The sequence below is a fragment of the Winogradskyella jejuensis genome (assembly GCF_900129745.1).
Lineage (GTDB): Bacteria > Bacteroidota > Bacteroidia > Flavobacteriales > Flavobacteriaceae > Winogradskyella > Winogradskyella jejuensis.
The window spans coordinates 1344973-1365612 of the sequence record NZ_FQWS01000001.1; the positions used below are offsets into that span (position 1 = coordinate 1344973).

At 34.6% G+C, this 20640-nt stretch carries 16 protein-coding genes; 5 read left to right on the forward strand and 11 right to left on the reverse strand.

The genetic code is table 11. The annotated features are described in order from the left end of the window. Window positions 1-11 precede the first annotated feature (11 nt). From BUB95_RS06275 to BUB95_RS06305, 7 genes are all read right to left on the reverse strand, one after another. Complete coding sequence (locus BUB95_RS06275) at window positions 12-839, reverse strand: tetratricopeptide repeat protein (protein WP_073084368.1); 828 nt, start codon at window positions 837-839, stop codon at window positions 12-14. Then, complete coding sequence (locus BUB95_RS06280) at window positions 811-1350, reverse strand: hypothetical protein (RefSeq protein ID WP_159432641.1); 540 nt, start codon at window positions 1348-1350, stop codon at window positions 811-813. The genes BUB95_RS06275 and BUB95_RS06280 overlap by 29 nt, the downstream gene beginning before the upstream one ends. A gap of 44 nt (window positions 1351-1394) precedes the next feature. Then, window positions 1395-3149, reverse strand: coding sequence for an aspartate--tRNA ligase (gene aspS / locus BUB95_RS06285; protein ID WP_073084372.1), 1755 nt, complete (start codon window positions 3147-3149; stop codon window positions 1395-1397). Between the two features lie 131 nt (window positions 3150-3280). Then, window positions 3281-6820: an efflux RND transporter permease subunit gene (locus tag BUB95_RS06290; RefSeq protein WP_073084374.1), complete on the reverse strand. Its 3540-nt coding sequence runs from the start codon at window positions 6818-6820 to the stop codon at window positions 3281-3283. Window positions 6821-6858: 38 nt separating this feature from the next. After that, window positions 6859-8028: an efflux RND transporter periplasmic adaptor subunit gene (locus BUB95_RS06295; RefSeq protein ID WP_073084377.1), complete on the reverse strand. Its 1170-nt coding sequence runs from the start codon at window positions 8026-8028 to the stop codon at window positions 6859-6861. Window positions 8029-8039: 11 nt separating this feature from the next. After that, window positions 8040-9383 (reverse strand): TolC family protein, encoded by a 1344-nt coding sequence (locus tag BUB95_RS06300; protein ID WP_073084379.1) that lies wholly within the window; start codon window positions 9381-9383, stop codon window positions 8040-8042. Beyond that, on the reverse strand, window positions 9383-9994 hold the full coding sequence (locus tag BUB95_RS06305) for a TetR/AcrR family transcriptional regulator (protein ID WP_073084382.1): 612 nt from the start codon (window positions 9992-9994) through the stop codon (window positions 9383-9385). The genes BUB95_RS06300 and BUB95_RS06305 overlap by 1 nt, the downstream gene beginning before the upstream one ends. Before the next feature lie 120 nt (window positions 9995-10114). Here BUB95_RS06305 and BUB95_RS06310 point away from each other — a divergent pair, with 120 nt between their 5' ends. Further along, window positions 10115-11089: a polyprenyl synthetase family protein gene (locus BUB95_RS06310; protein WP_073084384.1), complete on the forward strand. Its 975-nt coding sequence runs from the start codon at window positions 10115-10117 to the stop codon at window positions 11087-11089. Beyond that, window positions 11089-11439 carry a hypothetical protein gene (locus tag BUB95_RS06315; protein ID WP_073084387.1) on the forward strand — a complete coding sequence of 117 codons (351 nt, stop codon included), beginning with the start codon at window positions 11089-11091 and terminating at the stop codon, window positions 11437-11439. Before BUB95_RS06310 ends, BUB95_RS06315 begins: the two co-directional genes overlap by 1 nt. On the opposite strand, the gene BUB95_RS06320 is transcribed toward BUB95_RS06315, so the two are convergent. Beyond that, complete coding sequence (locus tag BUB95_RS06320; protein WP_073084389.1) at window positions 11432-11875, reverse strand: hypothetical protein; 444 nt, start codon at window positions 11873-11875, stop codon at window positions 11432-11434. The genes BUB95_RS06315 and BUB95_RS06320 overlap by 8 nt on opposite strands. Before the next feature lie 159 nt (window positions 11876-12034). On the opposite strand from BUB95_RS06320, the gene BUB95_RS06325 reads away from it, so the two are divergent. Next, window positions 12035-12454, forward strand: a complete 420-nt coding sequence (locus BUB95_RS06325) for a CBS domain-containing protein (protein ID WP_073084391.1) — start codon at window positions 12035-12037, stop codon at window positions 12452-12454. A 7-nt stretch (window positions 12455-12461) separates the two neighbouring features. Here BUB95_RS06325 and BUB95_RS06330 read toward each other — a convergent pair whose 3' ends face one another. Continuing rightward, window positions 12462-12974, reverse strand: a complete 513-nt coding sequence (locus BUB95_RS06330; RefSeq protein ID WP_073084393.1) for an alpha-ketoglutarate decarboxylase — start codon at window positions 12972-12974, stop codon at window positions 12462-12464. A 112-nt stretch (window positions 12975-13086) separates the two neighbouring features. Between BUB95_RS06330 and BUB95_RS06335 the strand changes: the two genes are divergently transcribed. Both BUB95_RS06335 and odhB read left to right on the forward strand, forming a co-directional pair. Beyond that, window positions 13087-15846 (forward strand): 2-oxoglutarate dehydrogenase E1 component, encoded by a 2760-nt coding sequence (locus BUB95_RS06335; protein ID WP_073084395.1) that lies wholly within the window; start codon window positions 13087-13089, stop codon window positions 15844-15846. 46 nt (window positions 15847-15892) lie between these two features. After that, window positions 15893-17125 carry a 2-oxoglutarate dehydrogenase complex dihydrolipoyllysine-residue succinyltransferase gene (gene odhB, locus BUB95_RS06340; protein ID WP_073084397.1) on the forward strand — a complete coding sequence of 411 codons (1233 nt, stop codon included), beginning with the start codon at window positions 15893-15895 and terminating at the stop codon, window positions 17123-17125. Between the two features lie 413 nt (window positions 17126-17538). On the opposite strand, the gene BUB95_RS06345 is transcribed toward odhB, so the two are convergent. Both BUB95_RS06345 and BUB95_RS06350 read right to left on the reverse strand, forming a co-directional pair. Continuing rightward, entirely contained in the window at window positions 17539-17982 is a 444-nt protein-coding gene (locus BUB95_RS06345; RefSeq protein WP_073085126.1) for a retropepsin-like aspartic protease, read from the reverse strand. Beyond that, window positions 17966-20554, reverse strand: coding sequence for a CHAT domain-containing protein (locus BUB95_RS06350; RefSeq protein WP_159432642.1), 2589 nt, complete (start codon window positions 20552-20554; stop codon window positions 17966-17968). Before BUB95_RS06350 ends, BUB95_RS06345 begins: the two co-directional genes overlap by 17 nt. Window positions 20555-20640 lie beyond the last annotated feature (86 nt).

Here is a 20640-nt window from a genome sequence, read left to right on the forward strand (position 1 = left end):
AAAACCAGGATTTAATTAAGCTCTTTCCTTAACTTCTCTAAATCTTCAATATAAATTTGCCTCATAGTTTCAACATAAGGGCGTTGGTTAAAATAGCCGTTGTTAAAATCTGAAATGGCATCGTTTATTAGTCGCTTGGCTTCGTCTTTGTTTGTTTCTTTAAGAATTAAAGCTTTGTAATATTTGGCATCTGCGGATTGCCCACGATTGTATTTTAAAACTTTATCAAAATCTATGAGCGCTTTTTCATGCTGATTGGTTTCGTACAAAACAATGCCTCGGTATAAAAAGCCTGTAACTTCAACAATATCTTCTCCCCATTCTTTAGTTTCGGTATCAATAAATTTATTGAAAAAACTTAATGAATTCTCATAGTCTTTGAGGCCTAAATAGGCAATGCCGCGCCAGTAGTCTACACTGTGGCCTTGTGGAGCATCAATAAAGTTTGGAGTTAAAGTGTCTGTCGCATTAAAATCCTGAATAGCTTTTTTATAATCTCTGTAAAACCACAAATAATTGTAACCGCGATAGCCTTGCCAAATTGTTGGATTGAGTTCAACGGCTATATCAAGTCTTTTTTTCCATTCATGAGGGATACCTCGTTTTAAGTAGCCTATAGATAATTCCCTTATGGCTTCGTCGTACGTTGGGTCTACTTTGATAGCGTCAATTATTCCATTCTGAAACTCAGCTGTACCTTGGTAATATTTTATTGCTTCAGCATATATTTTTTCTGCTTTTTCTCTGTTTGCTGAAGAAGACTCTGCGGCTTTATCACTGCATGAAATGCAATGTAAGACTAGAGCAAAACTAAGGTAGTATTTCAGTAATTTCTCCATTTTCTATTCTGTAAGATATATACATTGAGGAATCAACGTATTCTCCACGAATAACGTTTGGATTCCATTTTTTTAACTTCATTGTTAAATTCAGAAGTTCTGTTTTTAGCTGTGGATTGAATTTTTGAGGTTCTAGGTCTAAATTGTTTTCATATACTTTATAGCGACCAGCTTCGCCTTTACAGTTGATAACAAATAAAATATTTAAATATCCTGAATCTGAATACTTATCAGAGTTATAGTTAGATAATATATAGTCTCTTAGATTATTTTTTCCTCCACTATACGAAGCAGATTGTGGATTATAGTAGTTGAAAATAATATTGTCATTACAAGTTTTAAAATCTTTATTACCTAAAGCTGTTTCTGGATTTATATATTCTACTGAGTTGTCTATTTTTTGATAAATATCTGATGGTACTGTATTTTTTTTACAACAAAGAAGTGACAAACATAACAGCGTGAGTGCTGAATAAAAATTTAGAAAATATTTAAAGTTGTATAGTTTCATTATCTAAATCTAATAAAAAATCCTGCTTTGCAGGATTTAATAATTTAAGATTTCAAGTTAAGTTTTAAACTTAATTCTGTGAGTTGCTCATCGTCTATTGGTGCAGGCGCATCAATCATAACGTCTCGACCTGAATTGTTTTTTGGGAACGCAATAAAATCTCTAATGGTTTCCTGTCCCCCAAGAATGGCAACCAATCTATCTAGTCCAAAAGCAATACCACCATGCGGTGGCGCACCATATTCAAATGCATTCATTAAGAAACCAAATTGTGCTCGCGCTTCTTCTTCAGAGAATCCGAGGAGCTTTAGCATAATAGCTTGTGTTGATTTATCGTGAATTCTGATAGAACCACCACCGATTTCGTTTCCGTTTAAAACCAAATCATAAGCATTGGCTTTTACTTCGCCTGGCTTTGTGTCTAATAACTCTAATTGACCTGGTTTTGGTGAGGTGAACGGATGGTGCATGGCGTGGTAACGCTCTGTATCTTCGTCCCATTCTAAAAGTGGGAAATCCATAACCCAAAGCGGTGCAAATTCATCAGGCTTACGTAAACCGAGACGTTCAGCTAGTTCCATACGTAACGCACTTAATTGTGCACGTACTTTGTTGGTTTCGCCAGAAAGCACACAGATTAAATCACCAGCTTTTGCACCAGTCACTTCTGCCCATTTTTCTAAATCGTTTTGGTCGTAAAACTTATCTACTGAAGATTTAAATGTGCCATCATCATTACAACGACAGTAAACCATACCGAGTGCTCCAACTTGTGGACGTTTTACCCAATCAATCAGTTTATCTATTTCCTTTCTTGTGTATGCATTTCCGCCAGGAACAGCAATACCAACAACCAATTCTGCCGAATTAAATACGTTAAAATCTTTATGTTGTGCTACAGCGTTTAGCTCGCCAAATTCCATCCCAAAACGAATGTCTGGTTTGTCATTTCCGTATAAACGCATGGCATCATCGTAAAGCATTCTTGGAAATTTATCGACTTCGACTCCGTTAATTTCTTTCAGCAGGTGACGTGTTAAACCTTCAAACGTATTTAAAATATCTTCTTGCTCAACAAAGGCCATTTCGCAATCTATCTGTGTAAATTCTGGCTGTCTGTCAGCACGTAAATCTTCGTCTCTAAAACACTTTACAATCTGAAAATATTTATCCATTCCACCAACCATCAACAATTGCTTGAAAGTTTGAGGCGATTGCGGAAGCGCATAAAACTGACCTTCATTCATGCGAGAAGGCACAACAAAATCTCGAGCACCTTCTGGTGTCGATTTTATAAGATAAGGTGTTTCTACTTCAATAAAATCTTGGTTAGATAAATAATTTCTAACCGCTTGCGCAACTTTATGTCTAAAGATTAAGCTCTCTTTTACTGGATTACGACGAATATCGAGGTAACGGTATTTCATACGTAAATCGTCGCCACCATCGGTTTTATCTTCGATTGTAAACGGCGGAACAATTGAGCTGTTTAGTACAGTTAATTCTGTAACTAAAACTTCAACTTCTCCAGTTGGAATATTCGGATTTTTAGAAGCCCGCTCTTGGACTTTTCCCTTAACTTGAATAACAAACTCACGGCCTAATTTTTGAGCACGTTCTAAAATAGCTGCTGCCGTTTGCTCTTCGTCAAAATACAATTGGGTAATGCCATAACGGTCACGTAAATCGACGTAAACCATAAATCCTTTATCTCTAACACCTTGAACCCAACCGCTCAGAGTGACTTCTGTATTTGTATGCGTGGCTTTTAACTCGCCACAAGTATGACTTCTGTACATAATTATTTAATTTGATTCGCTGTCGCTAAAGTTATGGCGAATGAAGTTGCAAATTTAAGCCATTTCTAAGATTATCAAATAAAAAAGCCTCAACATTATTGAGGCTTTTAAAGACTATTTAAATCTGTAATCTACGCAGCAACCGTTTCACCTTCGCGTTCTAAAACATTTTGAGTTGTGCTCGGTTTTGTATTTAATCGCATTTTTAGTCGTGTTGCTAAATAAAATAATACAGGTACAACAATCAACGTTAAAAATGTAGCTATAAATAACCCATAAATAACTGTCCAAGCTAATGGCCCCCAGAAAATTACGTTATCTCCACCAAAATATATATTTGGGTCAAAATCGCTAAATAAGCTAAAGAAGTTAATATTTAGACCTATTGCTAGTGGGATTAACCCCAAAATGGTGGTAATAGCGGTTAACAATACAGGTCTTAAACGTGCTTTACCAGCTTTAATGATTTGTTTTAATAGTTCTTCTTTTGGCAAATATTCAGTAATATCTAAATCGAGTTCGTTCTTTTTTCTATCAATAAGTAATTGTGCGTAGTCAAGCAGAACAACACCGTTATTTACCACAATTCCCGCTAAGGATATAATACCCATCATGGTCATTAGGATTACGAAAGATGCGCCTGTAATCACAATACCGCCAAATACGCCAATTAGACTCAAGAAAATAGCAATCATGATAATCGCTGGTTTTGAAACTGAATTAAATTGGAATATGAGAATAAGGAAAATTAAAAATAAACCTGAGAAAAAAGCACCCATTAAAAAGGCCTGTTCTTTGTTTTGTTCTTCAATTTGCCCTGTGTAATCAATTTTTATATTATCTGGTAAATTATCAAAACTTTTCATTTCATCTTGGATACGTGTCACCACAGCTTGTGCATCTACATAGCCAGGTGCTAAGGCCGAATATACCGTAACCACACGTTTGGTATCTCTGTGTTTTATGGCGCTAAATCCAGAATTGTTCTTTTGATTTGCAACTGCAGAAACCGGTATTTCACGAACTTGACCAGAAGCCATGTCTCTAAATATGATTTTCTGATTAAATAACGCACTTGTATTGTATCTTAAATCTTCATTAAAGCGTACATAGATGTCATAGTCGTCGCCATCTTCTTTGTAAATACCTGCTTTTGCTCCAAATAAAGAGTTTCGTAATTGTTGGCCAACTTGTCCTGTGCTAACGCCTAACTCACCTGCCTTTTCACGGTCAACAAGAACTTGCATAGCTGGTTTGTCTTTGTTAACATCTATTTTAAGCTCGTCTATAGCTGCAATATTTTTTGAATTTATAAAACGACGCATGCGTTCTGCAATAGAAATTAATTCGTCGTAATCATCGCCTTCGATTTCGATGTTAATCGGAGGTCCTACTGGTGGTCCATTTGCATCTTTTTCTACAGAGATTAAAACGCCTGGATACACATCGGTTAATGCTTCTTGTACTTTTTGACGAAGCACTTCACTATCCTTGCCATTACGGTATTTATACTCACGCATGGATGCCGTGATTTTTCCTTTGTGCGGCATTTCTGCGGCAGAACCACCATCGGTTTGCGGATTTCCTGCACCTTCACCTACTTGTGCGACTGAGCTTTCTACCAAGAAATTTTCACCATCTTTTATATATTCATCAGCATATAAAATGCTATAAACTTTGGCTTCAACTTCTTTAGTGATTTTATTGGTTTTTTCGATATCTGTACCTTCAGGGTATTCGATATAAACGATAATTTGGTTTGGCTTGTTATCTGGAAAAAATTCAATTTTTGTACGCTGAGTAGCTACTGAAGCACCAAATCCTCCAAAAGCTATGAATAGCAAGATTAGACTTCCAAAAGCGATTAGTTGAGGTTTCCATCCTTTTAACGAGGTAGAAAGGGTTTTTTCGTAGAAATTCTCTAATCGTACCAATGCCTTAGTCTGAAACCAATTGGCTGCATCGCGTAATACTAAACGGTAAAACCAGAGTAATATGGCTGTGAAAATCATTACTGAACCTAAACCTCTGTATGAGCCCCCAAAAATAAGTATAAGCACACCAAAACCTACTAGAATTCCAGAGATACGAATAATTTGCTTCAAGGGCATCTCTTTGTCTTCCGTAGTCATAAACTGAGATACGAGCACCGAGTTGAAGAAAATTGCTACGACTAAAGACGACCCTAGAACAACGGATAAGGTAATGGGAAAATAAATCATAAACTGTCCCATTAGCCCTGGCCATAGACCCAGAGGAATAAAGGCGGCGATTGTGGTTGCTGTAGAAATAATTATTGGGAATGCAATTTCGCTAATCCCTTTTTTTGCGGCTTCAACACGTGTTAAGCCTTCTTCGTCCATTAAGCGATAGACATTTTCTACAACCACAATACCATTATCAACAAGCATACCTAATCCCATGATTAATCCAAATAAAATCATGGTATTCATAGTATATCCTAAAGCGTTTAGAATCATTAAAGACATAAACATAGACATTGGGATAGCGAAGCCAACAAACAACGCATTTTTAAATCCTAAAAAGAACATTAATACGGTAACCACAAGGAAAATACCGAAGATGATATTATTTACTAAATCATCTACTTGTCCTATAGTTTTAGAAGATTGGTCATTGGTTGTTGTAACCCTTAAATCTGGAGGAAAAACATCTGATTTTGCTTTTTTAACTATTTCTGAAATTTTCTCTGCGGCTGCTACCATGTTTTTTCCAGAACGTTTTTTAACGTCTAACATTACCACTTCTTCGCCTTTACCAGTTTCAGGATTATACTCACGAGCGTAAGTCGTTTTATCCTTTGGTTTAAAACTTATCGTTGCAATATCTTTTAAGTAAATAGGATTATTATTTTCGGACTTAACTACAAAGTTTTTTAAGTCTGATGGTTCGTCTATTTCGCCTATTATACGAATTGTTCTTCGCTGTCCGCTTGTGATAAAATTACCTGCTGACATCGTCATATTACCATTGGCAATGGCGCCTGTAACATCGTTGAAGTTTACTTTAGAAGCCATCATTTTGTAAACATCTACAGCAACTTCAACCTCTTTGGTTTGCGCGCCTCGGATGTCTACTTTTTTTATTTCCGCTAAATCTTCAATTTCATCTTCAAGGTATTCCCCAAATTCTTTAAGCCGTTCAACAGGATAATTTCCTGAAATATTAATATTTAGAATTGGGATTTCCTCAGACATACTTAATTCAAAAACATTAGGCTCTACTTTGGCGCCATTAAAGGTAGGCCAGTCTTCACTAGAGGTTTCCGTATCTATTTCGTCTTTTACTTTTTGTTTGGCGGATTCTACATCGACATCATCATCAAACTCAACAACAATCATAGAGTAATCTTCTTGAGATGTTGATGTTATTTCAACGACATTACTTACGTTTTTAAGTTTGTCTTCTAGTGGGTCTGTAATGAGTTTCTCGATATCCTCAGCGGTATTTCCAGGGAAAAGCGAGCTCACATAAATTTTAGTTTCTTGAATTTCTGGGAAATTCTCTCGCGGCATATCAAAATAAGCTTTTCCACCTAAGAAGAGAATAAGAATAATAGCCACATACATGGTGGTTTTATTGTTAATAGCCCAAGTAGATAAGCCAAATTCTTTATCTACTATTTTTTTTATTTTCTTTTTATTGGTCATGAGACTGTTTTTTTGTTTTAAGGACGAGATACGCTTAATTATACTTTAGGTTCTACCTCTCTTACTGCTTGTCCATTTTTTACACTACGAGCACCTTCATCAATAATTTTATCTCCAGCACTTAAACCATTTAAAACTTCAATGACGTCACCCTGCGTTTTTCCTGTTTCGATAATTACCTGTTTAGCGGAAGATATATCATCCTTTGTTTCTAACACATAGATGTATTGCTCACCATTTGCATTCTCTGAAATAATTCCTTGTGGAATTAAAATGGCGTCTTCACTTGTGTAATCATTTATTTTTAGACGTGCTGTAAGATTCGGTTTGATGTTTTTGTCTTTGTTTGGTACAGCAATTTCTACCTTAAACGTTCTGTTTGCAGGATTAATAAAGTTACCTGTTTGTCTCACTTTTGTATCAAGGGTTTTCCCTAAAATTGGAAATGTAACTTCGACCTTTTTTCCTTCTGTAATTGTCGTGATGTAAGATTCCGGTATGTCTGTAGTAATATACATATCAGAAAGATTTACAAGTCGCATTAAAGGTGTTTGTCCAGGAGCAACAACACTACCTTGTTCTGTAATTACATCATCGATAACACCAGAAAACGGTGCTCTTACAGCAGTTTTTGCTAATTGTTGATTAATCTGGTTTACAGATTCTTCTAAGGCTTCATAACTCGACTTAGCACTTAGATATTGAATTTCACTACCAATTTTTTGTTCCCAAAGACGTTTTTGTCTTTCGAAAGTTGTTTTAGCTAAATCTGACTGAATCTGTAATTGTGCTTTTTGCTGTGCTAAACCACCATCATCAATTCTGGCAAGAATCTGACCTTTAGAAACATTGTCACCTTCTTTTACAAAAACTTGTTTAAGAATGCCACCCATTTCTGGAGTCAACACCAAATTTTGTTTAGTCTCTACACTTCCTTGTAATTCGAGATAGTGATTAAATTTTTCAGTTTTAGCAGTAATTGTTGTAACTAACGGTACGTTGCGTTCTGGATTAAGTACTTTTAAACTGTCATCCAGTTGTTTTATTTTTTTTGATAATTCCTGTTGTTGTGCAATTAAATTGTCTTTTCTGGTTTGTATAGCTTTGACATCTCCTGTTGCTAAAATGTCTTCTATGCTTTGTTTTTTATCACCACCACAAGATGCAAATAACAGTGACAAAATGATTAGTTTAATTATGTTTTTCATTTTAAAGGAATTTAAAATTTTGATGTTTGGTTAGTAATAGTTTCTAGCTCTGCTTTAGAATTAATAACGTCCAGCATAGTTTGTAAAAACTCTTGTTGTGCTGAGTATAATTGTGTTTGTGCTTGTCTTAGCTCAAAACTAGAGCCAACACCTTCAAAAAATTTGGTCTGATTTTTTTGTTCTATCCGTTCTGCTAAAGCCAGATTTTGTTTTTTGTTAGCATAATCTTCTACGGCAAACCTATAATTACTTTTGGCTGTTTCTATCTGAAGATTTAATCGCTGTTCCGTTTCTGTGAGTAAATCTGTAGATTTTTCTAGATTAATTTTTGCACGCTGTGTTGCTGCACTACGTTTACCAGAACTAAAGATGGGAAGATTAAGATTAACACCAACAGCAGAGAATCCAAACCAACGGTTATTGCTGTCTAGGAAAACAAAATCGTCTGAAAAGCTATTGTATCCCCCATTTAAAAATGCGCTAAGTGTTGGTAATGCTTTGCTTTTTTCTAGCTTAAGAAGTAATTCTTTAGAGCGCTTATCGTTAGCCGCAATTTTATAGTCAATAGTAGCTTCAACATTACTTTCACTTTCTAATGCTTCTAATGAGATATTTTGCACAGTGAGGGTTTCTAGAGTATCGGTTAGCTGAATGGTTGAATTAAACTCAATACCCAAAGTAATGTTTAGCATTTGGTATGCTATGTCTTTTAATCGTTCAGTATTTTTTAAATTACTCTCTACGTTAGAAAGTGTAATTTGTAGTTGCTCTACACTTTCTTCTTCACCGAGACCGTTTTCGTAAATTTTAGTGGTTTCGTATAAATTCTTTTTAAGTACTTCGATATTTCGTTTTAATATAGCAATACTTTCTTCTGCCAGTAACACATTACCATAAGCGTTAATTACAGCTTTTCGGACTTCTAAATCTGTTTTTACTTTGGCGTTTTCAGAAATATCTAAGAATACTTTGGCAGATTGTAAGCCTACCAAGTAAGAGCCATCAAACAACAACTGATTTAAAGTTGCGGTAGCCACGGCATTTTGTTTAGTTCCAAAAATAACCTCTGCAAATTCTCCTGGATTCCCGCCAAAAAATTCTGCTGGCACCACCGAAACCTGCTGTTTTAAGAAGTTTTGGTAGTTTATGGAAGCATCTAATTGCGGGAGCCCAGTTGCTGTAGTTTCCCATTTTTGTTTCTTCGCCGCAGTAATATCACGCTCTGCATTTTTTGCAGTTCTATTATTTTCTAAGGCATAATCAATGGCTTCTTGTAAGCTAAAACTACTCGGAATATCCTGAGAAAAGCCAAGAAAACTTGATAAGATTAGAAAACAGATAATTATATGTTTCATTAGTGTTTTGATTGTGTTTTGTTGATAAATTGATTTAAAATCTCGAACCCTTTTTCGGTTACAATAGCTCTGAGATGGTATTCTAGAAAGTTTTCCATGAGATATTCCATATTAAATTTACTCTTTGGGAAAATCGATTCGTCTTTTATTCCTGTCATTCCGTTAAAATAAAGTCGTGAGATAAACTCTACATCTATATTTGGTCTAAACATGCCAGAGTCAATGCCTTTTTGCAAACTTTCTGAGACGGAGTCGTGCATTTTATCGAATTGTTTTCCTTTTAGATTCTCGTAAATCTGTGGGTAATATTTTTTAAGTTGAAATTGAGGTGATGCTTGTTCGTTTTTTAGATGTTGCATCACATACATTTTAATATCGTACAACTCATTAATAGGATTAGATGATGTATCGCAAATACAATCGATACCATCGCAGATATTTTCGAATAGCGTAAAGGTTACGGCTTCGACAAGTTTTGTCTTGTTACTGAAATGAACATAAATAGTCTTTTTAGAGATGCCCATTTCAGTAGCAATATCGTCCATGGTAACACTTTTAAAACCAAGTGTTAAAAAGAGCTCAGATGCTTTATGTATAATTTTTTCTCTCATAATTAGACAGCAAAAATAAGCTAGGAAACTTTAAGAACAAAAAAAGTTTCCAAAGTTTTAATGATTTTTTAACATTCGTGATGTTGAGTTTAAATATGCCGAAAGCTGTATTTTTGTATTATGAATAACATTAAGACTTACCAATCTGCCTTTGTAGACTATTTAGAAACATACATAGTCGAGCGAGAGCCTAAAAACCTTTACGACCCCGTTAATTACATACTTAATCTTGGCGGAAAGCGATTACGTCCTGTCTTAACTTTAATGGCGTGTGATTGTTTTGGTGAAGATTACCACAAGGCTTTGGATGCCGCACTAAGTGTCGAGGTTTTTCATAACTTTTCTCTCGTCCATGACGATATTATGGATGATGCGCCAATTCGAAGAGGCCAACAAACCGTGCACGAAAAGTGGGATGTTAATACAGGAATTCTCTCTGGTGATGTGATGCTGATTATGGCGTATCAGTTATTCGAAAACTATAAGCCAGAAACCTTCCAAGCATTAGCAAAGTTATTTAGCAAAACGGCCACTGAAGTTTGTGAAGGGCAGCAATACGATGTGGATTTTGAAACTAGAAATGATGTTACCATTGACGAGTATTTAAAAATGATAGAGTACAAAACGGCCGTTTTAGTAGGTGGCGCTATGAAAATGGGAGCTATTGTTGCAGAAACCTCCGAAGAAAATCAAAATGCGATTTACGACTTTGGGCGATATTTAGGTATTGCTTTTCAATTACAAGACGATTATTTAGATGCCTTTGGAAATCCAGAAACTTTTGGTAAACAGGTAGGTGGTGATATTATAGAAAATAAAAAAACGTATTTATACCTCAAAGCTTTAGAATTTGCCTCGGAAGAAGACAAGGAAAAACTCCTAGATTGGTTTTCTGCGCAGCCTGACGAATCTTCTGAAAAAGTAGATCAAGTCAAACAAATTTTTACAAGTACAGGGGCCAAAGCAGCAACTAAGGAGGCTGTAGAGCAGTATACCGAAAAGGCATTTTCTTTATTAAAAATGATGAACGTAGATGAAGAGAAAAAGCAAATCCTTAAGCAATTTGGCTTAGGTTTAATGACACGCAACGTTTAATGCAACTACCATCGACTTTCGAAGCTTTAGTTGAAGAAGCAAATGGATTAAAACTCTATAAAAAGCTTATCATTCAGCTTAACAAAGATTTATTGTATGCTAATGTAGATTTACAATTTGACGATGAGGTACTCCCTACAAGTCTAAAACTTATTTTGCAAGAAGAAGTTTATAATCTGATTCAAAACAAATTTAATGAGTATCTTAATTTCCTTTACATTGTAGATGTTGCTGAAGCCAAAGTAAAAACACTAGACGGGAGTGATGCTATTAAGCTTTCAGAAGATATTACATTTTTAATTCTCCAACGCGAATGGCAAAAAGTTTGGTATAGAGCTAAATTCAGTTAAGTAAAGACAGTTTGCTATCAAGTAGATACTCTAATTTTTCGTGCTTTTTGGCTTTCTTTATAATTTCAAAAAGCTGTTTTTTTAAGCGTTTAAAGGTTGCAATATTCTTAGTGACTTTAGCCTGTAATAAAAGATGCTTATCTACAAATTCTTCTTTAGTTTTAGATGTGCTATCTAAAATGCAGTTATCTAAGCACTCTAGATGGTTTTCTACAGTATTAATTAGCATGCAATTACGCTTTTCAGACCTGTTTATTGCATCTATAATTTCTTCACGTTCTATTTGAGTATCATCATTTGTAATCTCTAATGTGGTTTCGTTAGTAGCATCTAACAAAAATTTGTGTTCGTCTTTAATAAACAACAAATCACTTAGCCAAGATTTAGTTTTTTCGTTTAATATAGTTGCATTAAATGGTGTTGAAGTCGTTTCCATAATCTTTGTTTTAACTATTACCAAGTTACTTTAATAGTAAAAAAGAAAATATGATATCTATCAGCTAAGCGTCACCTTTAATTCTTTAATACTGACGTTTGTCATAATTTATGATTAGAGATTAGTCTAATTTTAGTAGACTAATTAAAAACTAAAAGTATGGAAAGAGGTGTGCCAATTTCTACGATAATGACTAAAGATGTCATTACGTTGAGCCATAAAGACGATTTAGAGACTGCTGAGATGCTATTTAAGAGGCATAAGATTAGGCATATTCCAGTAGTAAAGGAAAAAGCTATTATTGGAATACTTAGCTATACGGATTTGCTAAGAATAAGTTTTGCAGATGCTGTAGATGAGTATGAAAGTGATATTGATACCGTGGTTTACAATATGTTTACAATAGAACAAGTTATGGCTAAAAATGTTGTAAGTGTTCCGCCTTATGCAACTATAAAAGAAGTTTCAAGAATTCTTGGAGAAAAGGAATTCCATGCGCTACCTGTTGTAGAAAACGGTAAACTTGTAGGTATAGTTACTACAACGGATTTGATTAAATATCTAATTAAGAAACTTTAAAAATAGATTAAAACCAAAACCTAACAAAAGGCAACCAAGGATCCGCATATATGCTTTCGTCTTCGTCGTAAAGTACATCGTATCTTATGCCAAAAACAACATTACCTGCTCGGTAGCCAACGCCAAGAAATAAGGCATTGGCCCAAAAGTTATCTCTATTTTGTCCTGAGAATTGAGAGTCAAAATCTGTGTTAACATTAACCTGCTCAAACTCAGCAGAAATCTGTACCTCGGGATAAGGATTAGTCAGTGCAATAAGGCTTCCACCTAAAATAGTAGAATTGAATACATCTCGCTGACTACTATAGCTTCCTGTTAATCCTACACCAGCAGAAAAGTAGGGATTAAAATCATAAATGGCTTGGGGAGCTAGTGTTCCGCTAAAAAAACCGTTACCAAAATTTAATCCAACACCTCCACCAAACCGTACATTATTCCAAAAACTAGAATTTTGGTTGTCTTGCGAAAAGCTAAAAAAACTCAATAGAACAAAAGCAGCGGATAGCAGAAGTGACTTCATTAGAACAATTTTTTGAGTAATGGTTATAAATATACTAAAAGTGTTAATGAAAACATGAAAAGTTGTACTTTTGCTTAAATTTTATTGAAACGAAAACGTCTCAAAAAAACAAATGGATAAATATTCCTTTCTTAACGCAGCACATACAGCATATTTCGCTGATTTATACGACCAATATCTTAAAAATCCTGACTCCGTAGAGCCAAGTTGGCGAGCCTTTTTTCAAGGGTACGATTTTGGTGCAGAGACTTATGGTTTGGAAGGCGAAATTGTAGAAGGTGTTTCTACGCAAATTCCTGAGCAGGTTCAAAAAGAATTTCAAGTTGTAAAACTTATTGATGGATATAGAAGTAGAGGACACTTATTTACAAAAACTAATCCTGTAAGAGCCAGACGTAAATATGCTCCAACATTAGAAATTGAAAATTTTGGGTTATCTCAAAACGATTTGCAAACCAAGTTTTCTGCTGGAGAAATTATTGGTTTAGGTTCTGCGACACTTCAAAATATTATTGACCATTTAGAAAGCATTTACTGCGATTCCATTGGTATTGAGTATATGTATATTCGTCAACCAGAAGAGATTGATTGGATTCAGAAAAAGTTGAATATCAATGACAATCATCCCAAATTTTCTGCAGACGAAAAGAAGAATATTCTAAGAAAGCTAAACGAAGCAGTTTCATTCGAAACATTTTTACATACCAAATATGTTGGGCAAAAACGTTTCTCTCTTGAAGGAAACGAGTCTTTAATTCCTGCGCTTGATGCTATGATAGAAAAAGCAGCAAACTATGGTGTTAAGGAGTTTGTAATGGGGATGGCTCACCGTGGACGTTTAAGTACATTAACTAATATTTTTGGCAAGTCTGCAAAAGATATCTTTAGTGAGTTTGATGGTAAGGATTATGAAGAAAAAGTCTTTGATGGTGATGTAAAGTATCATTTAGGCTGGACAAGTGACCGTGAGACAGATACAGGAAAAAAGATAAATTTAAGTATAGCACCAAACCCTTCACATTTAGAAACTGTAGGCGCGGTTGTTGAGGGTATTTCGCGTGCTAAACAAGATAGAAAAGAGATAGAAGACCCTTCGCAAGTACTGCCAATAGTAGTTCATGGAGATGCTGCAATCTCTGGGCAAGGCTTAGTCTACGAAGTTGTACAAATGGCACAACTAGACGGTTACAAAACCAATGGTACGGTTCATATTGTAGTTAATAATCAAATAGGATTTACCACGAACTATCTAGATGGCCGATCGAGTACGTATTGTACAGATGTGGGTAAGGTTACGTTGTCTCCAGTGCTTCATGTTAATGCAGACGATGCAGAAGCTGTTGTTCATGCTACAATATTTGCTCTAGATTTTAGAATGCAGTTTAAACGTGATGTTTTTATAGATTTATTAGGCTACAGAAAGTATGGTCATAACGAAGGTGATGAACCAAAGTTTACACAACCTTTACTTTATAAGGCCATATCAAAACAAAAGAATCCTAGAGATATTTATGCTGACCGATTAATAGCTGAAGGTGTCATTGATGAAGGTCACGTTAAGAAAATAGAAACAGACTATAAAGACCAGCTTGAAGAAAAATTAGTTGATTCTCGTAAGATTGAAAAGACTAAGATTTCACCATTTATGCAAGAACAGTGGAAAGATTTTGTTCGCGTAGATGAAAAAGAAATGATAAAATCAGTAGATACCAAAGTATCTAAGGATGTACTGAAAGATATCACTAAGACGATTTCAAATTTGCCTGAAGACAAGAAGTTTATTCGTAAAATTCAGCGTTTGGTAGAGTCTCGTCAAACCATGTTCGATGAAAACAGATTAGACTGGGCTATGGCTGAGCATTTAGCTTATGGTTCTCTGTTGTCAGAAGGGTTTAATGTTCGTATTTCAGGTCAAGATGTAGAGCGTGGTACCTTCTCTCATAGACATGCTGTAGTAAAAGTAGAAGATAGCGAAGAAGAAATCATCTTACTCAAAAACGTTTCTAAAGACCAAGGGCAATTCAATATTTACAATTCATTGTTATCAGAATATGGTGTTGTAGGTTTTGATTATGGTTATGCTATGGCTAGTCCAAATACACTGACCATTTGGGAAGCACAATTTGGAGATTTTAGCAATGGCGCACAGATAATGATAGACCAGTATATTTCCTCTGGAGAAGATAAATGGAAAACTCAAAATGGCTTAGTAATGTTGTTGCCTCATGGCTATGAAGGTCAAGGTGCAGAGCATTCTTCTGGGCGTATGGAGCGTTACCTGCAGGTATGTGCTAAGGATAATATGTATGTTGCAGATTGTACAACACCAGCAAATATGTTTCATCTGTTGCGTCGACAAATGAAGGCAAATTACAGAAAGCCTTTAGTTGTTTTTACACCTAAGAGTTTGTTGCGTCACCCAAAAGTAGTTTCAACTGTAGATGAGTTTGCTAACGGTAGCTTCCAAATGTTAATTGATGATGCTAATGCAAAAGCAAGTAAAGTAAAAACTTTAGTTTTTGTTACGGGTAAATTCTATTACGATTTATTAGAAGAGCAAGAGAAGCTGGGAAGAAATGATGTGGCACTCGTTAGAATAGAGCAATTATTCCCATTACCAGTCGATGATATTAAAGCTATTTTAGAGAAATATAAAAATGCCGATGATGTAGTTTGGGCACAAGAAGAGCCTCGTAACATGGGTGCTTACAGCCATATGCTAATGCACTTAGAAGAAGCAAAAACGTGGAGAGCAGCAAGCAGAAGGCCATACGGAGCACCAGCAGCAGGAAGCTCGGTGAGGTCTAAGATACGTCATCAAGAAGTCATCGACTTTGTTTTTGACAAATCGAAAGACAATCAGAAAAAATAACAAAATAAAATAATACTCAAATCAGAGCTTAAATAAATAAAAAACGATGATTTTAGAAATGAAAGTGCCTTCGCCAGGCGAATCAATTACAGAAGTCGAAATTGCAGAATGGTTAGTGCAAGATGGAGATTATGTAGAAAAAGACCAAGCCATTGCTGAGGTAGATAGTGACAAAGCAACTCTAGAGTTACCAGCAGAAGCTAGTGGAATTATAACACTTGCAGACGCTGATGGGAATAGATACGAAGAAGGTGATGCCGTAGTCGTCGGCGCTGTTGTATGTTTAATAGATACAAGCGCAGATAAGCCAGAAGGAGGTTCTGATGATACGCCAAAGACTGAAAAGAAAGAGGCGCCTAAAAAAGAAGACCCAAAGCCTGCTGCATCAGAAGCTAAAACATATGCTACAGGAACTCCGAGCCCAGCAGCTAAAAAAATACTTGACGAGAAAGGCATAGACGCAAAATCTGTTTCAGGTTCTGGTCGTGATGGAAGAATTACTAAGGATGATGCGGTTAATGCTGTGCCATCTATGGGAACACCTTCTGGAGGAAACAGAGGAACATCTAGAAGCAAGATGTCTATGTTACGACGTAAAGTAGCTGAACGTTTAGTTGAAGCAAAAAATACAACGGCCATGTTAACTACGTTTAACGAAGTTGATATGTCTCCAATTTTTGACTTACGTAAGCAATACAAAGAAGACTTTAAAGCTAAGCATGGTGTAAGTCTTGGGTTTATGAGTTTCTTTACTTTAGCTGTAGTACGTGCTTTAAAATTGTATCCTGCCGTTAATTCTATGATTGATGGTAAAGAAATGATTTCTTACGATTTTGTTGATGTAAGTATTGCTGTTTCTGGTCCAAAAGGATTAATGGTGCCTGTGATAAGAAATGCTGAAAATTTATCTTTCCGTGGTGTGGAGTCAGAGGTTAAGCGTTTGGCTTTAAGAGCTAGAGATGGTAAAATTACAGTTGATGAAATGACAGGAGGAACCTTCACCATTTCAAACGGAGGTGTATTTGGCAGCATGTTATCTACGCCAATTATTAATCCACCACAAAGTGGAATTTTAGGGATGCACAACATTGTTGAGCGTCCTGTAGCTGTTAATGGAGAGGTTGTAATAAGGCCAATTATGTACGTAGCTCTATCTTATGATCATAGAATTATTGACGGTAAAGAATCGGTAGGCTTCTTAGTAGCTGTAAAAGAGGCTTTAGAAAACCCTATTGAATTATTAATGAATAATGATGTTAAGAAGGCTTTGGAATTATAAGATTTCTTTTCATTAATAAATAAATAAAATCCCCTAGAAATAGGGGATTTTTTATGAGCAAAATCTAAAACAAAAAAAGCGCAATTCCCCCAAATTGCGCTTTTAAAATTTTTAGATACCCTTTATATCTAAAAGCTAACTAAACTAATTAACTAAAAAAAATCACAGAGATATTAGCTGTAATTATAGCAACAGTACTTACAATAAGTAGTAACACAAATATTTTACTGTTGTTATTTTTCAAAACTCAAATAATTACTCTGCAACAATATATTGCTGATGTTAGCAGTTGTAAATTTCAGAATAATTATTGAAACCTATATCCGTAAAACTACGTGTTTTTCATTTTTTTTCATTTTTTTAAAACGTTGAAAAACAGATAGTTGAATAAAAATTGTTAAAAAAGTGATATTTTAGAGCTTCAGATAAAGGTACTTTTTGTCATAGTCAATAATACCTTTTCCTTTTTTAAGAACATCAGCACCTATAATACCATTAACTATATCAGCATTATGATTTAATAATCCTTGGTTTACGTGATTAAGGTCAAACAAAACAATAGACATTCTATTTTTTCTCCATTTTCCAATTTTTATAGAATTTGATTTGGAGAGCTTAGTCTCCATGTTTGACGCTCCTGCACCAACGGCCTTAATTTCAGAATCCACAACTTTGAGTTTAAATTCTTCAATAGCTTCAAATCCCATGCAACTACTCGATGCTCCTGTATCTAATATAAAACGACCTTTTACGCCATTGATTTCTGCCTTTATTTCAAAATGATTGGTCTTAGTAAGTTTCAGCTTTATTTTAGAATAACCTTTTAAGGTTAAAAAATCTCTAAGTGTGTCTTGCATTTCTATCATAGAATTTAAAGGCTAAAAATAGAATTATTAATACTGCTAATACACCAAAAACTAACAAATAATTATGTTGCTGTGAAGATTTTAATTCTTGTAAATCTCCATAGAAAATAAAAGCGCCCCAATAGTATGGCGATTTTTTTGCATTGCTAATAGTTTCATTATTTAGATAGTCTATTTTAGATTGCTTATTGGAGAATATGGCTGATTTTCCCTCACTAAAATGATTATAGAATTCGGTTATTATTTTCGAGGTGCTTAAATCGTTAATCTGCCATAAAGAGAACAAAATATTTTCAGCTCCAGCATATTGAAACCCACTAGCCACACTCATAACGCCTTCTCCTTTTAGAAGTTTACCAACACCTGTCTCGCAAGCGCTCAAAACAACTAAATTGGGCTTAAGATTTAGAGCATAAAGATTATTTAGAGATAAGTCTCCATCTGAAAATGATAATGTAGCAGGCTTAAAAAAATCACCAGAAGACGCATGGGTTGAAATATGTAAAATCGAATAATCTTTAGCCTGATTTATAAAGTTTTTCTTAGTTGCAAACTGATGCATCAAAAGTTTAGACGGGATTTGTTTTTCTATAGCTTCAGCTTCATCGATAGTGTAAATAAGTTCTTGATTTGAGTTTTTAAAAACTGGAAAAACACCAAGTAAATTATCATCGACTCTCTCAGTTTCGTTTCTTAAATAAAACAACAGGCTAGAGTTATAAGCCAAAGCTTGATTTTTGATGACAAAAGGCATTTTAGAAAATGCAGTAGTTGCTGTTTTTTCAGTTAATAAAGTTTCAAAAGGAATAAAATTGATAAATCCGTCGGGTATTACTACTGCTTTGTCAATACTATTTATGGCTTCAAAATTCAGTAAGCGATAAATGGAATACGCATCTTTTGTAAAGGCTTGTATATCATTAGTTATTTTTGAAGCATCATTGAAATACCCTATAAAATCAACTATTTCTTGAGTTCTGGTTGCATCGATAGGTATTTTATTAAATGCATAATCTTTCTTCGTGAACACAAATTGGTAGATAGCATTTTTGCCATAGAAATATTCTACAATCCCAGTCTTTGATTTTTGTAATTTAGACGTTATAGACTCAAGAGTAATGATTTCCGTAGTACGAATAGCATACTTTTTATCGATGGTTTCTTTAAGTGATTTTAAAGTGGTACTTATCTCTATCAATCGAGACCTAATACTATCTTGTTTTTTGAGGTAACTCTGGTTTGTTGAAAAATTCAGTAATCGATTTATTAAAAGTTTTTGCTCTTTTAATAGTTGATTTTCTTTTACAAGCAAAGTGTCATTATTGCTATATTTTTCTAGAAGCTCCTTTCTAATAGAATTGTTTTTCAGATAAGAAACTTTGTTTCGTTCGGCAAAGTTTATAGCTTGTTCTATGATTGAAGTGGATTTTTTATTTTCGTAAAGCTGGTATAAAATATCGATACACTTTTCACTTCTATTTTTGTTAGCCCTTGCCTTAATAAAGTAGCTTTCTTCGTTGGTTGTTTCCTTATCCAAAAGAGAAGCAACATAAAAACTAAGATTGTAATTCAATAGTTTTTTAGTGGGGTTTTGCTCAATAGCAGCTAATAAATCAAACACATCTATAAACGTATTTTCTGGATACAAGTCTGTTTCGTTTAGCGATTGGTTAGTTTTAAAACCAGGAACAAGAATAGCAAGTGTGTTTTTTAATTCATTTAGTGCTTTATTGGGTTCGTTTAAAAGATATAGTAGTTGCGCTTCTTCAAAACTTAGTCTTGCAAACTCTCTTTTAGACGTTAGTTTATTCTTAAGATGCTTATTTTTTATCTGATTGAAGTAACTATAAGCCTTTTTGTAGTCCTCTTTTTCTTTAGCAAGTTGATAATTTTGTTCTAAAGATTCAAGATTATCTCTAGTATTGAAAACAATATCACCATCTAACAAAAGGGTATCTTGGTTAGTCTTCATTAAAAGAAGACTTGTTTGTTTTATAGAATGAAGACGTTGCAACTGTGATTTAGAGATACCATCGAATTCTAGAGTTTTATCAACTATAGATATAACACTTTTATGCTTGTTTAAAGATTGATATAGCTTGGCAAGGTTAATACTACCTGAAATTTGTTGTGTCTTGTTATCTTGCTGTTTTGCGAGAGAAATGTAATGCTTGGTAATGTTTTCTGCTTTGATGTAAGCATTGGTTTTGTGGTAAAGAATACCGAGTGGAATCAAACAATACTCAACAATATCATAACTATACACTTTGTTTTTCGTGTAAAGTTGGTGCGCCTTTTCGTAAGCTGAAATAGCTTGTTTTAGATAATTATTCTCGCTTAAGTAAAAGGCTTTATTTACAATAAGATTGATGAAGGCAAAATACTCGTCTTCTGTCTTTAATTGAGGTTCATATATTTTAATTTCAGTATTTAGAATTTGTAAGTTTTTGAGATTTGGCTCACTATAAAATTGTTCTGTAGATGCGTAAATATCCTCCTCTAAAGTTTGAGAAAAGCAAAGCGATATGCTTAAAACAAAAAGAAGAAAGAAGAGGTTTTTCATGAGTTTATTTTTATTGTTCTTTATGGTCACATGGAACATCCTAAATAATCATCTCTATAAGTGACTAAAATTTAGTCATGGATGTT